The organism is Veillonella sp. CHU732, from assembly GCF_003992085.1.
GTDB lineage: Bacteria > Bacillota > Negativicutes > Veillonellales > Veillonellaceae > F0422.
Window position 1 is genome coordinate 121,323 of the sequence record NZ_RQVC01000001.1, and the last position, 16,313, is coordinate 137,635.

At 37.3% G+C, this 16,313-nt stretch carries 13 protein-coding genes and 1 riboswitch; of the genes, 1 reads left to right on the forward strand and 12 read right to left on the reverse strand.

Annotated elements, in window-relative coordinates; translation table 11 throughout:
- Positions 1 to 76 precede the first annotated feature (76 nt).
- The 12 genes from EO121_RS00620 to EO121_RS00675 all read right to left on the reverse strand — a co-directional run bounded on the left by EO121_RS00620 (position 77) and on the right by EO121_RS00675 (position 14,340).
- Positions 77 to 2,233: a TonB-dependent siderophore receptor gene (locus EO121_RS00620; RefSeq protein ID WP_127165301.1), complete on the reverse strand. Its 2,157-nt coding sequence runs from the start codon at positions 2,231 to 2,233 to the stop codon at positions 77 to 79.
- Positions 2,234 to 2,251: 18 nt separating this feature from the next.
- Positions 2,252 to 3,202 (reverse strand): ABC transporter substrate-binding protein, encoded by a 951-nt coding sequence (locus tag EO121_RS00625; RefSeq protein ID WP_127165302.1) that lies wholly within the window; start codon positions 3,200 to 3,202, stop codon positions 2,252 to 2,254.
- Positions 3,203 to 3,493: 291 nt separating this feature from the next.
- Positions 3,494 to 5,281: a WG repeat-containing protein gene (locus EO121_RS00630; protein ID WP_127165364.1), complete on the reverse strand. Its 1,788-nt coding sequence runs from the start codon at positions 5,279 to 5,281 to the stop codon at positions 3,494 to 3,496.
- 11 nt (positions 5,282 to 5,292) lie between these two features.
- On the reverse strand, positions 5,293 to 6,570 hold the full coding sequence (locus EO121_RS00635) for an amidohydrolase (RefSeq protein ID WP_127165304.1): 1,278 nt from the start codon (positions 6,568 to 6,570) through the stop codon (positions 5,293 to 5,295).
- A gap of 9 nt (positions 6,571 to 6,579) precedes the next feature.
- Positions 6,580 to 7,632 carry an S-methyl-5-thioribose-1-phosphate isomerase gene (gene mtnA, locus EO121_RS00640; protein WP_127165306.1) on the reverse strand — a complete coding sequence of 351 codons (1,053 nt, stop codon included), beginning with the start codon at positions 7,630 to 7,632 and terminating at the stop codon, positions 6,580 to 6,582.
- 28 nt (positions 7,633 to 7,660) lie between these two features.
- Positions 7,661 to 8,533, reverse strand: coding sequence for an Hsp33 family molecular chaperone HslO (hslO, locus tag EO121_RS00645; RefSeq protein ID WP_127165307.1), 873 nt, complete (start codon positions 8,531 to 8,533; stop codon positions 7,661 to 7,663).
- Positions 8,534 to 8,547: 14 nt separating this feature from the next.
- On the reverse strand, positions 8,548 to 9,012 hold the full coding sequence (ribE, locus tag EO121_RS00650; protein ID WP_164725812.1) for a 6,7-dimethyl-8-ribityllumazine synthase: 465 nt from the start codon (positions 9,010 to 9,012) through the stop codon (positions 8,548 to 8,550).
- A gap of 70 nt (positions 9,013 to 9,082) precedes the next feature.
- Positions 9,083 to 10,279, reverse strand: coding sequence for a bifunctional 3,4-dihydroxy-2-butanone-4-phosphate synthase/GTP cyclohydrolase II (locus tag EO121_RS00655; protein WP_127165310.1), 1,197 nt, complete (start codon positions 10,277 to 10,279; stop codon positions 9,083 to 9,085).
- A 14-nt stretch (positions 10,280 to 10,293) separates the two neighbouring features.
- Entirely contained in the window at positions 10,294 to 10,947 is a 654-nt protein-coding gene (gene ribE, locus EO121_RS00660; RefSeq protein WP_127165312.1) for a riboflavin synthase, read from the reverse strand.
- The gene (gene ribD / locus EO121_RS00665; protein ID WP_164725816.1) at positions 10,928 to 12,058 is read right to left on the reverse strand and encodes a bifunctional diaminohydroxyphosphoribosylaminopyrimidine deaminase/5-amino-6-(5-phosphoribosylamino)uracil reductase RibD; all 1,131 of its coding nucleotides are present in this window, start codon (positions 12,056 to 12,058) and stop codon (positions 10,928 to 10,930) included. Before ribD ends, ribE (EO121_RS00660) begins: the two co-directional genes overlap by 20 nt.
- A gap of 95 nt (positions 12,059 to 12,153) precedes the next feature.
- A riboswitch (FMN riboswitch) is annotated at positions 12,154 to 12,284 on the reverse strand.
- 89 nt (positions 12,285 to 12,373) lie between these two features.
- Entirely contained in the window at positions 12,374 to 13,312 is a 939-nt protein-coding gene (locus tag EO121_RS00670; RefSeq protein ID WP_127165316.1) for a suppressor of fused domain protein, read from the reverse strand.
- A gap of 110 nt (positions 13,313 to 13,422) precedes the next feature.
- A complete protein-coding gene (locus EO121_RS00675) occupies positions 13,423 to 14,340 on the reverse strand; it encodes a suppressor of fused domain protein (protein WP_127165318.1) in 918 nt (305 codons plus the stop codon).
- A 636-nt stretch (positions 14,341 to 14,976) separates the two neighbouring features.
- On the opposite strand from EO121_RS00675, the gene EO121_RS00680 reads away from it, so the two are divergent.
- On the forward strand, positions 14,977 to 16,311 hold the full coding sequence (locus EO121_RS00680; protein ID WP_127165320.1) for an NCS2 family permease: 1,335 nt from the start codon (positions 14,977 to 14,979) through the stop codon (positions 16,309 to 16,311).
- Positions 16,312 to 16,313 lie beyond the last annotated feature (2 nt).

Sequence of the window (16,313 nt, forward strand, 5' to 3'; positions counted from 1 at the left end):
TACGCACATACAGATATTATAAGCAGTTGACATATATTTGTCAAGCCTAGTCCCCTATAGTTTCTAGGAATTTATCTTATAATTTCATTTCCATGCCAATTCGATACATACGACCATCGATATATAAATCATGTACTTCACGGTTTAATAAGTTATCAATTCCTACATAGGCAGATATTCCATTATTCCATTTTTTATTGACACTGAAGTTTAATGTGTTAAAAGAGTATTCATTATAACTATTAGCGCCGCGATTTCGCGCTTCTTCAAAACCATATTTATATGTAAAGCTATTCCATAATACAGCACTATATCCATTGGATTTATGGTCATCATACATAAGTTGTAACGTGCTTACTGATCTTGGACGATTACCTAAGCGTTCGCCAGTTGCCATATCTTTCGCATCGATATAGTTGAAGGTTCCTTTTACGGTGATACGATTCGATACTTTATGACCTACACTTAATTCTAAACCCTGAATTTTTGCTTTACCTATATTGTAGTATTGATGACGTTGTGATACACCTGGCACATCAGATTGTATCCGATGACTATCAATTAGATTACTTACACGTGTATGGTAATAGGAGGCTTTACCAAATGTTTTACCACGTTCTGCTTCTAAAGCTATATCAAACGACGTAGACGTTTCAGGCTTTAAATTTGGATTTCCTATAATATTCAATACACCCATAGGTGTCGTATGGAACATATTTAAGTACAATTCTGAAATACTTGGAGCTTTATATCCTTTTCCAAAGTTAAATTTCACCCGTGTATGTATATCAAATTCATAGACTACTCCCAATTTTGGTGTAATATTATGCCCAAATTGACTGTTGTTTTCATACCGAATTGCCGATGTTAATGAAAGTTTTAGAATCGGTCGCCATAAATCTTCTACAAATGTGGCCCAAGAATCATAATGAAACTTTTTACTTTGCTTCATTTTGTGGACATCCAATCCGCCTAGGCGAGTGCCTTCATAGATAACACGTCGGTACTCTCCGCCAAACATTACATCATGATGATCTCCTACATACATTGTGTCCTTTCCTTCGAGAACAATGTTTTTGTATGTAGCAGTATCATTATCAGTAGCCGGATACAAAGATTGGTAATCAAACTTCAATGGTGTTGGTGGTTTTGGTGGTTTGCTTGGCATCACTACATTAATAACACCCTCAGGTAGAGTCCGATCATCTATCATTAAATAGGATTTATCTAATTGACTATAATAAGTTCCTATTTCATAATTATTTCTATTTGTTCTACCACTGTAGGTAATACCTGTTTGTATACTCTTATTGTTAAAATATTCTGTTTTATTTAAATTGACAGGTACCATTCTTGAATCTGCCGCAAAGACCATTCCACTTTTGTGAAATACAGTAGCATATTTATCAGCATTATCAGTGTGTAGCTTTTCTTTAAAATAACTGAAATCTACTTTAATTGTATTTAGGTTAGGATTTTTAAAATCATACATAACACTACTATTATAGGATTGTTTTTGACCATACATGATACGACGATATCCTTCTGTATAGCCTGTTAACTGTTTTGTTCTCGTATTGAAAGTCTTTTCTGACATATGTCGATTGATAGGCCGTTCTTTCGTCACATTCATATTGAAGCTTGCATTCCAACGACCTTGGTTTCCACTGCTCAATGCATAATATGCTTGTTCGTGCTTAGTACCACTAGATACACCCAAAGATTGTAACATATCGGTAGTATCGGTAGGCTGCTTCGTAATAATATTAATGATACCACCCATAGCATCTGATCCATATAAAGCAGAAGAAGGTCCACGAACAATTTCAATGCGATTCACTTGGTCTAAATTAATGCGGCGCAGCGTGTATACATTTGTCGTATTAGATGCGTCTTCACCGGCTAAACGACGGCCGTTTACGAGCACAAGAGAGTGGCGTGATTCCATACCACGAATCATCACCTGATTACCAGTCATACCTGCTTCTGATAAATTAATATTTTCCACCAATTGTAGAGCACTTTCTACCGTATCTGCTCCTAAACGTTTCATATCATCTTGCGTAATTAATTGTACAGCTGCAGAACTATTCCTAATAGTTTCTGCTTGTTTCGAAGCCGTAACTACCGCCATATAATTATCACTTGCCTCCATTGCATGTGTCACATATATAGGCGCTAATAAAGTGCTGAAAATAGCTCCGCATAAGGATGCTTTTAAAAGTGTATTCATGACATAACCTCCCAAAAATTATTCATATAATGCTTTGTACATTAATTCGAGAGTTTGAGTAATCCGTGTACCAGGATTCAAGGCGAACAAACCACCTGGAACATAGTGAATCTGATCTGTTTTCACCGCTTGCACATGTTGCCACGCTGGGTTTGATTGCATTTCTTTCACAAAGGACTCTTTGATCGATGGATCAGGATACATAACTACAAAAATAATACGTTCTGGATTCTGTTCTTGAACGAATTCTAAACTTAATGGTACATAAGGAGCCTCACCACCTATATTTTTACCAATATTATTAGCCCCTAAGCTATCCAATAATTTACCACTAAAAGAACGGTCTGTACTCACATTCAAGTTACCTGGTGTTCCTAGTAATAATAAGGTTTTGGGGTGTGGTTTATCTTTAATTTTTTCTTTATACATAGTAAATGTTTGGTCTATATTCTCTATTTCTTTCTTACTTATGTCTTCATGGTTTGTAAGTTCACCAAATAATTGCAAGGACCGATTGACATCCTCAAAGGAATCTAAATCATTAATATACAAAGGAATGTTCGCCGATGTTAAAGCCTCCCGAAGTTTTATGTGATTTGCTATATTCATACCAATCACCAAATCTGGATTTAGGCTAATAATTTTTTCTACATCAGGATTATATGTATTCCCTACAGACGGGATATCTTTCACCTTATCTTTTAACTCTCCTGATAAGGAAGCCGCATCCATACGGCCCACAATGGTTCCTTCTACGGCCAAATACATATCAATATTGGCTGTATTTAAGATCACAACCCGTTTGGGATGACTTGGCATGGTCACAGAAGTTCCCGTCCTGTCAATTTCCGTTCTTGTTGCCGCCTCTTGTGTTACTGCTGTTGGCGTATCAGCAGTCCAAGAACACCCTGATAGTGCCATCAAACCGCATAGAACAGAGGTACAAGCTACTGCATTCCACAATCGCATTAGTTTCCTCCTAATAAAAAATCCACTTTCCCTAAGGAAAATGGAACTTATCCGAACACTATATATTGAGCACTTGCTCACTTGTTACTTAAATTTACAAATTGTTAAATCAATTTATTCCATAGTAATATAAATAAAATTTTTTGTCAATTAAAAGAGAGGCCATAGAGACCTCTCTTTTATTTCAAATATCCATAGCTAATTAAAATTAACTTCGGACAAGCTAGACTAGTTTTATCTAATCAATTCATATCTATTGATAATACTATACGTTAGATCTTATAGTGTATACTAATTGCTTTTACCAACAAATACTTGTATAGACTCATACTTTGGCTCAATAATAGTGTTTCCTGTAAAATCTAGAACACCATATTTACCATGTTGTTTATAAACTACACTTTCTAAAGTAGCTGTATCCACCTTAGATGTGTCCGATGGTAATTGCAATAGACTTTCGCCTGTTAATGGATTGACAAGGTATATATTATTTCCTCGTTTACCAATTAATCCACTGTAAACACCATAGAATGGTTTAGGCGCCGTGATGGAATCATAACTTTCACCAATTTCACGGAATGTATCTAAGGAAATCATTCGATAAGCGGATCCAGATTTACCAACCAAAACCGTAGGAGCTACTACTTCTAATTTTGAATACGCAAATGGAAGCATAGTACTATTATCTTGACGTTTTACACCCCAACGCCCTTCTTCATCTTGTAAGAGAAAGGCTCCTAGTTCTGGCATATATGTAATATTTTTATAGACCATTGGGAATACTTCAACACCCTCTTTGGTATACAGTCCAAAACGGCCATCTTTATAGGTCATAATCCCGGCTTCAGTTAATGGGCTGACCATCTGATTTTTAGAAGAAATAACTTCTTTGCCTGTTTTGTCAATATACCCTCGTTTTAATTTAGAGGTTGTCCAAGCATAGTCAGTTTCACCATAGCTTGCCTGATGATAGAATGCACCTTTCACCAAAGCAGCCGCCAATGTATTAAAAATTCCACCAAAATTTAACCCATGAGCCTTTCTTGTTACACGAGCTATCCCATTTAGGTAGGGTTCAATTTCATCATACTCTTTCACAGAAAATAGTATTTTTCCGCTTTCATCAATAGCTACCTTTTGTTTATTGCCTAATAATACAAAGGCAATTCCTTCACTGAAAGGAGCTAATACGCGTTGAATCCGCTCACCCTCAACTTGTTGTGGCATTGCTATTTTACGGGCTTGAGTGCCTTCCGTTTGTGAGATAATTTTCAAAGCTGTAGCTGCCTCTACATGATTACCTTCATCATCAAAATATAAAATAGATCCATCTCTTTGATAACCGGAAATAAGACCTGTATTTTGATTCCAACTTAGAGAGGTAAATATCTCATCCGATTTATATTCTCCTGTTCGAGCATTAAATATTGCTACTAATTTATTGCTTGTACCTACGCTATGCAAGTCACCATATAATTCTTTATCAAATTTAAAGGGCTTACTATGCAACATTTGACCTTGCAGATTATAATAGCTAGTTGCCTCGCCTTTCATAGCATAGATTAATCCTGTAGGTGATACTTCTACATGCTTTGTCGGCATGACAATAGAAGAACCCGTATTCACAGTTTCTAATACTGTTTTACCTGCCTCTTCATATAGTACAACGTCTAGCTTTCCTGTACTATCTAAGCGACCTATATGTAACTCTTTTTTAGGTCCCATTACAGGTTGTCCTTCTGATGATAGGATACTATTACCATCTTTAGATTTACCAATGTAATAGTACGGTTCATGGCTAAGTTTTTCCATTTGTGATTGCACATCACCCAGTGCCTTAGCCTCATTTGCAACTTTATAACTCTTTGTAGGATGGTCAATATGTTTACTAAAAGCCCCCAATACAAAGGCCCTTCCCTCATAGTATCCACGCATATATTCCATGCCACGATAGTAGCCTACACCGTGATAACCAACGCCACCAGATACATGTGTCTCTGCTTGTACTATAAACGGTGTAACCATGATAGATGCACTTGCCAAAACAAGTCCCAGTGCTAACTTTTTACATACTTTCATAAGAGCTCCTATTACGCTTGAAATACAGCCTGTGCTTGGGCAATTTCATAACGTAATTTTTCTTCATCAATAGTCAATAATTCTTTATCTTTCATCACCACTTTCCCCCCCACAAGAACGGTAGTAGCATCTGATGAATTAGCCGCATACACTAAGGAGGCTACATCATTATACCGTGGTTGCCAATGTAAGCCTGTTGTATCATACAATACAATATCTGCCCGATATCCTACGTCTAATATGCCTAAATCATTATAATCTAATGCTTTAGCTCCCATGACTGTACCAAGCTCCCAAGCCGTTTGGGCAGGTATTGCCAATGGATCGTATAAACGAGCTTTATGTAGCATAGCTGCTAAACGCACTTCTTCTAACATATCTGCATTATTGTTACTAGCAGAACCATCTGTGCCTAAGCCTACCACAATTCCTTTAGCAAGCATTTCTGGCACTGGTGCAATACCACTGGCTAATTTTAAATTCGATTGTGGATTATGAGCTACGCGAACAGATTTTTCTTTCATAATATCCATATCTTCATCTATTACATGCACACAATGGGCTGCTAAACAACCTAAATCAAATAAACCCAAGTCATTCATATGTGCAATAGGAGTTTTACCAGTAGCTTTTATAACATTTTCCACTTCTCCTTTTGTTTCACTTAAATGCATATGAACTTGTGCCCCTATATCATGACCCAATTGAACTACTCGTTCTAAGTACCCATCAGGACATGTATACGGTGCATGAGGTCCTAGCATTACCTTAATTTGATCTTGGTTATAACCGTGATACGTTTCAAACAACTCTTTACTTTCTACTAAAGCTTGTTCTGCCGTAGGCGCTACACCAGCCATCCCCCGTGATAATACAGCACGAATACCTGTTTCTTTCACAGCCTTAGCCGTCTGATCCATAAAGAAATACATATCACTAAAACAAGTAGTACCAGAACGGAACATTTCTGCAATACCTAATTGAGTACCCCAATAGACTAAGTGATTATTCAATTTAGCTTCTGCTGGCCAGATCGCAGTTTGCAACCAATCCATTAATTCTAAATCATCTGCGTAGTTACGCAATAAGCCCATAGCAATATGAGTATGCGTGTTTACCATTCCTGGGGCTGCTAGCATACCTTTACCATCAATCACTTCTTTAGCTTGAGGTGCAGCATCATTAGAAACAAATTCTTTAATGTATCCATTTTCAATGACAATAGCAATATCTCTTGCAATTGAATTTTCTTGTAACACATCTACATGTGTGATAACAACGTCAACCATGTTCAACTCCTATTTCCTTTTCTTTTCTTGTAAATTGCGAATACTTTCGTTAAACGGAGGTCGTAACACACCTTCTTCTGTGATAATAGCGGTCACCAAATCATGAGGTGTTACATCGAAAGCAGGATTCAATACTTCAATGCCTTGCGGTGCCGAAGGAACGCCTTGGAATTGCAATACCTCTTGAGGATTACGCATTTCAATAGGAATATCCTTACCACTTGCCATAGAGAAATCGAATGTACTATATGGAGCGGCTACATAAAATGGAATATTATGATGTTTGGCTAATACAGCAACACCATATGTGCCAATCTTATTGGCCACATCACCTTCTAAAGTAATACGGTCAGCCCCCACAATCACTGCATCAATAAGACCCTGTTGCATAGCATAACCAGCCATATTATCAGTTTGTAATGTCACAGGAATACCATCTTCATGAAGCTCAAAAGCAGTTAGTCGAGATCCTTGCAATAATGGTCTTGTTTCATCTGCATACACACGATCTAACTTACCTTGTGTATAGACTTCACGGATCACCCCTAAGGCAGTACCTATTCCTGTTGTAGCTAAAGCTCCTGCATTGCAATGTGTCAATATGCGATAGGACTCTTTATCTTGGAATAAGGTAGCTCCATGTTTTGCCATACTTTCATTTAAGGCAACATCTTCAGTATCAATAGCAATAGCTTCTTTTACAAGAACCGTATCCAATTCGCCAATATCTCCTGTGAAAGAATCTACCACACGTAATACACGATCGATAGCCCACATTAAATTAACAGCTGTCGGTCTAGTTTGGCGTAAGGTTTCTGCAAAGGCTCTAAATTCAGATAGAATCTCTGCACTAGCACCACCACGATGATAGCTTTCACGGAAGGCAAGAATTAATCCATAGGCAACAGATACACCAATAGCAGGGGCCCCACGAACACGAAGCATTTTGATAGCTTCAGCCACTTGCCGCCAGTCAGTACAACGTATATATTCCACAGATGTAGGTAATTTCGTTTGATCTAAGATAATAACTTCTGATCCATTCCATTCAATACTTTTCATACTGTTCCCTCCATAGAAACAAGTAGCATTAATGTGTTTCTTCGATTAATAAGGTTTGCATGTCTTCCTTAGAAAAGTGATATTTCTCATTACAGTAGTGACAAGTTAATTCTGTCACTTCATCTTGGGCTAATTCTTGTTTATCATGCAATGGCAAACTTGCTAATCGATCAAAAAATCGTTCTCGACTACAAGGACATGCAAAATGAATACGCTCACTATAGACTTCTTGGACAGTAAATCCATCCAAAATGCGTTCCATTAAGTGTTCCGCATTAGGATTTGCTTTCAAATAATTAGTCACAGGTCCAATGGTTTTCAGATTTGCTTCAATTTTATCAAATGCATCATTTGTCACATCTGGTAAAGCTTGTACTAAAAAGCCACCTGCTACAATCGTATGGTAATCTGGATCTACTAATACACCAAGACTTAATACAGACCCCACTTGTTCAGACATAGCAAGATAATAGGCTAAATCTTCCGCCACTTCACCTGTTTGAATAGGGCTTTGGGAGGTATAGTTTTGACGAAGTTTAGTAAAGCGAGTCACTTGAACCTCTCCATTACGCCCTACAGCAGCCCCTACATCAAGCTTTCCTTCTCGCAATAGTGGTACATCTACATGCGGATGGTCCACATATCCTCGCACAGTGTTATTACTGAATGCATCCACATGAACAATGCCCAAAGGTCCATCACCACGTAATCGGATACTTACATTTTCATCATTTTTAAAATCACTAGCCATTAGCATAGCCCCAGTCATAGTACGACCTAACGCAGCTGTTGCTACCGGCCACAAATCATGGCGAACTCTCGCCTCTTCTACTGCATCAGTAGTTACGGCAATGGATAGCCGCAATCCTTCTGCTGTTGTATAACGTTTAATAAAATCCACGGGTATCCTTCTTTCTACATAGATTCCAATAGATTGATCATTTCGATAGCACCCATAGCGCAATCAAATCCTTTATTACCAGCTTTTGTACCAGCACGTTCGATAGCTTGTTCAATGTTTTCCGTTGTGACTACACCGAACATAACAGGTACGCCAGAGTCTAACGACACGTGGGCAATACCTTTTGCTACTTCATTACAAACATAATCGTAATGGGTAGTAGCACCACGAATAACTGCACCTAAACAAATAACAGCATCATATTTGCCACTTTTCGCCGCTTTTTGAGCAATTAAGGGAATTTCAAAAGCACCTGGTACCCAAATCGTAGTAATGTCACTATCTTGTACGTCATGACGCAATAATGCATCTTTCGCCCCGCTAATTAATTTAGATGTGATGAACTCATTAAAACGGGAACCGATAATAGCAAATTTCTTACCTGTACCTATTAATTTACCTTCTTGAATCATTGTCATTCTCCTTTATTTATATAAGACATATATGGACCTAAGCAATCTGTACACTAAGTGTTATTTTCATATATGATTACAGCATATGACGCATTTTTTCTTTTTTTGTATTCAAATATTTTGCATTAATGCTATTGGCTTTAATCACAATAGGAACTCGCTTAGATACAGTGATTCCCCAACGTTCTAAATCCTCTTTCTTTTCTGGATTGTTCGTTAACAACTTAACACTTTTTACATCTAATTCACGTAACATTTGTGCTGCTAAGGAGTATTCGCGCATATCTGGAGGAAAACCTAATTTTACATTTGCTTCCACTGTATCATACCCTTGATCTTGTAGTGTATAGGCTTTAATTTTATTCGTTAATCCAATGCCACGCCCTTCTTGACGCATGTAAATAACAATGCCTTCTCCTTGCTCTTCAATAGAACGCAATGCATTTTCTAATTGTTCCCCGCAATCACAGCGATGAGAACCGAACACATCACCGGTCAAACATTCGGAGTGAATGCGCATTAACACGTCAGATTTACCACGTACATCACCTTTTACAATCATAAGATGCTCTTTATGGTCCACTTCATTTTTAAATATAACGATGCGGAAATCACCGAACTTTGTAGGCAGTTTTGTTTCTGCTGCAATGCTTACTAATCTATCGTGTCGCTTTCTGTATTCCACTAAAGCTTCTACAGAAGCAATCTTTAAATTATGTTTTTTACTGAAAGCCAATAAATCATCCATACGTGACATATAGCCTTCATCATTGGTAATTTCACAAATCGCTGCAGCAGGATATAATCCAGCTAGTTTACAAAGGTCGATAGACGCCTCTGTATGGCCTTGACGTACTAATACTCCACCTTCTTTGTAACGCAATGGAAATACGTGTCCAGGGCGTCTAAAATCTTCTGGTTTTGAATTTGGATCAATGAGTTTTTGCATCGTTACAGCACGTTCTTCTGGAGAGATACCAGTGGTAGTATCCACATGGTCTACTGACACTGTGAACGCGGTTTCATGATTATCTGTATTCTTTTCTACCATTTGAGAAATACCAAGTCGTAGCAAATCACCTTCTAGCATCGGTGTACACAATAAACCTCGAGCCTCTTTGATGATAAAATTTATAGTTTCACGAGTAGCAAATTCAGCTGCAATCACTAAATCGCCTTCATTTTCCCGACTTTCATCATCCACAATAATCACAGGTTTTCCTGCTTTCAAATCTTCAATTACTTCCTCAATAGTATTTAATGTATAGGACATTTGTATCATCCTTTCTATAAAAAGCCGTTACTTAACAATGTATCCATCGTTACCTTTCCACCTTTAGTCGGCACCTCTTGAGGCCCTTTCATAAAGTGTTCAATGTAACGACCAAAAATATCTGTTTCTAAATTCACTGTAGTCCCTATGGAGGCATATTGTAAAATGGTGTTTCCAATGGTATGAGGAATGATAGAGATTTCAAACCAACTCGGTCCCACCTTAGATACGGTCAAACTAGCTCCATCCACAGTGATGGACCCTTTGTAAATAATATAATGTAATATATCGGAATCAGTAGTGATGCGGAACACGATAGAATTACCCACATGGTCCTTCCCGATGATAGTACCTTGTCCATCTACATGACCTGCCACAACGTGTCCACCAAAACGACCGTTGGCAGCCATAGCTCGTTCTAAATTGACCTTACTTCCTGTTGAAAGATTGAGTAATGTTGTCATTTTCACAGACTCTGGCATCACATCAGCTGTGAATCGATTAGAGCCAATAGTGGTTGCTGTTAAACACACACCATTGACTGCTACAGAATCGCCAATTCTTAAGTCGTCGAAAATGACAGTTCCTGCGATTTCAAGGGTAAGTGAACTTTGGGAACGTTTTACACTCTGTATAGTCCCTATTTCTTCAATGATCCCCGTAAACATAAACGCCTTCTCTTCCTCTTCGATAACTAATTATTTTCATATTATCACCAACAGCCATCACTTCATCAATGTCTAGTTGCACTGCTTCATCCAAACTAGAAAAGCCTAAACCACCCACAGCTGGTGTAGCTCCAATACCGCCAATAATACGATTTCCAATGTAGGTTACCAATTTATCAAAAGATTTAGTTTCTACAAAACTAGCCACCACTTGGCTTCCACCTTCAATGAGCAGGCTCATACATTGACGAGTCCCTAGTTCTTCCAGAATAAAAGAAATATCTAAGCCTCTTTCATTTGATGGCGTCACAATGACTTCTGCGCCTTTATCACTGAAAGCTCCCATTTGTTCTAGCCCACACTCTTCGCCAACAAATATTGTTATATTGCGATTAGGTACTGTCCAAATAGTCGCATCTAATGGCGTTCGACCTTGGGAATCTAGAATAAATAGATGTGGTTGCTTTTCTATCGTTTCTTGTGGAAGACGACAACTTAGCAATGGATCATCCGATATAATTGTACCGACACCCACCAACATACCATCTACTTCTTTACGAATACGATGTCCATCGATCCTCGCTTCTTCGTTGGTAATCCATTTTGATTCGCCACTGGCAGTAGCAATCTTTCCATCGATAGACATGGCAGATTTTAAAATCACAAAAGGCTTTCCTGTTTTAATGTATGTAATAAATGCTTCATTCATTTCCACACATTGTCGCTCTAATACACCAACCTCGACTTCTATACCCGCCTCTCGTAGCATATCTAAGCCTTTACCAGCAACTAAAGGGTTAGGGTCAATCATACCGATGACAACCCTTGAGATACCTGCGGCTATCACACGTTTAGCACAAGGCGGTGTTTTTCCATAATGTGAACATGGTTCAAGTGTTACATACAAGGTAGCGCCTCTGGCATCCATACCAGCTTGATGCAAAGCATACACCTCTGCATGAGGTTCACCTGCTTTTTGATGGTATCCTTCACCAATGATGCGACCCTCTTTTACAATAATAGCCCCTACCATCGGATTTGGAGATGTACATCCTCTTGCTTTTTCTGCTAATTCAATTGCTTTTGCCATATATTTTTCATCAGTTGTCATATGTGTCATGGCTCACCTCTACACAAAAAAGGGACTATATACATAGTCCCTTTAGCATTCCAAATATTTGATAGCCTATACAATAGCCATCAATATACTGTCTTTTCCCATCCAGACTTTACTGTCGGTTCCGGAATATTACCGGATCTGCTCCTAAGAGCTTGCGGACTATTATACCGCCGGTCAGGAATTGAGGTTCCCCTCGCACCTTGCCTCAAAGACTTATGTATTTGATTGTAGTTCTTATCTCTATAAGATGAGTTTATTGTATCATAGATTACTTGATATAGCAATGAAAGTTGCCATTTAGAGTAACTATATCACTGACTTTCTAGTATAACTTGTCACATCTGTGCCAAGTTTTTCATATAACTCTTTTACAGTGATTTCTTGCTTCCTAATCGCTAGTAACTCTTCCTTTGTAACTCCGATAAAAGCTAAGAAATCAATACGTCCATATGGAGTATCTAGAGATTCAAGTTCTTTATCTGGAACTATAATAAAACCGCTAATATTGGACTTTTGTTCCGTATCCATCACTTCAGTTTGACTTGTATAGACAAACTCGTAGGGTTTAAAGATTTCTCCATGCAATATAGTACTTCTGGCAATAGTCTGCAAAACTCCTACTACATTTTTTAATTCTTTCTCTTCATCCTTAAAAGCAGCTTTTTTTAATTTAAAAGTAAATTCCATGCCGAACCCACTTTTTGTTTGATCTTTACTTTCTTTATCATACAGCTCAGTTAATCCATAGGTAACATATTTATAATAATCTCCTCCATCATGAATCGTTACTCTATCGAGCGGGTCTATTCCTCCTAAGTCCCAGCGTTCAAGAACCACATAATTTGTATGTAACGAGTCGCTTGGATATACAGATTCCACTTCCTTGTCTATTGCTTCCATACCATATAGCTGTGTTTTTTTAGCAGTTGAAAACGCATTGTCCTCACTCACTTCTTTAGGTTTAATAGTTGCAAATTTATGGTTTGAGTCATCCAATGTAAAGGAGTATACGTAGTGCTTTTCACCAGCATCATTTTTTTCCTCTGATTCAGCGTCGATACTAGAAGTGCTACTAACTGCACTAACGCCAGGCCTTTCCTCGGATTCATCATCGATAATGGAAGCGCTACTAACTCCACTAACGCCATTTCTCTCCTCAGACGCTACACCATCCATGGCAAATGCCCCAAACCAAGTCATCCCCATAATAGCTGTTAATAGTAACACTTTTTTACTTACTTTCATTCTAACTCCTTTTTTCTACGTTCACAAAACAGTCGATATGTCTATTTTATTATATTAGCACAAGGCTATAATTATTGGACTGCATATAATTTAATATTCTCAGCAAACTATTATATGACAGATTTTCTCCTGTAACTTGTCACATCAGTGCCAAGTTTTTCGTACAATTCTTTTTCAGTAATCTTTCGGTTCCTAATCGCTTGTAACTCTTTTTTTGTAATTCCAATCAGTGCAATAAAGTCAACTCGACCATATGGTGTGTCAAGAGATTGTAAGTCCTTATCGGGAACTGTAATAAATGCAACAATGTTAGATGTACCTGCAATATCTATACCGATATTTTTCCTTGAAGAACTAGCTTTCACTAAATAAGTATCTTCATAAGGCTTTACTATACTATTTTCTTGTATAATATATTTTGCAAACTTCTGTAAAAGCAACGCTATATAAAGCAGTTCTTTTCGTTCCTCTGATTGATTTTTATATTCACCACGTTTTAATTTTAATGTTAATTCTGTACCAAATCCACTTTTTGTTTGGTCCTTACTCTCTTTATCATGCAATTCTGTTAATCCATATGTGATGAAGTGAAAATAATCTTCTTCTTTATGTATACTAATCTGTTCTAAAGGTTCTGTTCCGCCTGATTCCCAAGCTGTTTTCGGTGTGTAGTATCTTGCATTCTCCCACAAAGGATGTATACGTTTCACTTCGTTTTCTATGGCATCTATCCCATAGCGGTGCGTTTCTTTTGCAACAGTAGTTCCTTCATCCTCTTTTTGTTCCCTAGGGGCAATATTAGCAAATTTGCTATTAGGATAGTTTGACTTAAAATCAAAGAAAGAAAGTCTACTTACACCAGCATTGAGTGTTTCTTCTCCCTCTTCAGTACCATATGCACTATCAGAAGAACTTGTACCTGTAGCACTATGAACTGTTTCAGATGCTATATCATCCATAGCAAAAGTCCATAAGCAGATTTGCCCCATCACAGCTGCTGATACAAATATTTTTGTACTTATTTTCATAGTATCTCCTTTTTTAATATTTTAGAAAAACCTTCTATTTATCTAATATATAGCTATTACGATCTTCTCACACTATCGTCTAATCATTCTATTCGTTGCAGTAAAACTTCTTCGATTGCTTTCATACGTTCTGATGTGACTAACTCATATTGTGAGTATACTTTATAGATTACTTCTAAACCATTTTTGTGTATTAATACATGTTATTTCTCTATCCTAATATTCTTCTATATCTTCTGTCATTTTTAACTTAAGTATACGTTGTTTACTAGAAAAAATCTATCTATTTCATATATATCTACAACTAGAAATGACTTTTATCACATTTTAGAATTCCATGTATTACAATTTGGTATAATAAGTGTTTGTATATTTATGTCTTTTATCTATACGGACATTTACAACGTTATCATTATACCTTCATTAATTGATAAAAACTTGACATTTTAGGTATACTTTAACTATTTCGTATATTTCGCCCTGTTTGCCGAATATAAATTCAAAAACACTTAATTAATCATCTTATAAACTACAATAAAATGATTAATTGATATGCGTAATACCTGAGAATATATGCTATGATGAGGACATAGTAAAGGTCTACTATCAACATCATTGTGAAAGGAGTGTATTTTTATGAACACCAGTCCAACTATTGGTAGTAACAACAGTTTTTGGGATCGTAAATGTAATGTAACGGAGCGCGGTTCCACCATTAAGCGAGAAATCTTTGCAGGTATTACGAGTTTTCTCTGTGTCTCTTATGTATTAGCAGTTAATCCTATCATTTTAGGTGCTAGCGGTATGAATGAGGGAGCTGTATTTACAGCTACTGCTATCTGCGGTATTATTATTACTTTATTATTAGGTTTTTACACGAATATGCCCTATATTGGCATTTCAGGGATGGGGATTAATGCGTATTTTTCCTACACCGTCGTTATCCAAATGCACCACTCATTTATGTTTGCTTTGACTGCTGAACTAATTGCGGGGCTATTGATTTTACTCATTGCACTTACACCTATTAAGGATTACATTTTTGAGGCTATTCCACACAATTTAAAATTAGCAGTAACCGCCGGTATCGGTTTATTCATCGCCTTAATCGGTCTTAGTAGCGTTGGCATTGTTGTAGCGAATCAAGGCACGATTGTGGGATTAGGTAGCTTTACAGATCCAAATGTCATCATCGCCATGATTGGTGTCATTTTAATTACAGCAATGACCGCTCGTGGCATAAAAGGAACCATGTTCATCGCTATCATTGTCTGTGCCATTTTAGGTGTTTTTTTAGGTATCACTAAGATTCCAGATAGCATTCTATCATTGCCACCTAGTATGGCTCCTGTTTTTATGAAGTTTGACTTTTCTGAATTAGTAACAGCAGATATGTTCTTCGTGGTTTTCACCTTCTTATTTGTTAACTTATTTAACATCGTAGGTGTATTGATTGGTCTCAGTGAACAAGCAGAAGTTCCAGAAGCAGATCGTCAACGAGTGAATGGCAATTGTATGAAAGTAGCTGCTCTAGGTACTACTATTGCTGGTATATTTGGAGCCTCTCCACATATCGTAGCTGTAGAATCCGCCGCTGGTATTGCTGAGGGTGGGCGTACTGGTATTGCCGCCATTACATCTTCTATCTTGTTTGTAGTTGCTTTATTTTTTGCTCCATTATTGATGGTAATTCCAGCTGCAGCCACTGCACCAGTCTTAATTGTTGTAGGCTTATTGATACTTATGTGTATTAAAACAATTAATTTTGAAGATATCACAGAAGGGATTCCCGCATTTCTAACAATTATTATGATGCCATTTACCTACTCCATCGGTGTTGGTATTGAATGGGGTCTTGTAAGTTATGTGGTTGTCAAAATATTAGCAGGACGACAAAAAGATATTTCCCTTATTATGTATGTACTAGCACTTATTTTTATCGTAAAAGAAGTTATGCCATTTATTATTTAGTT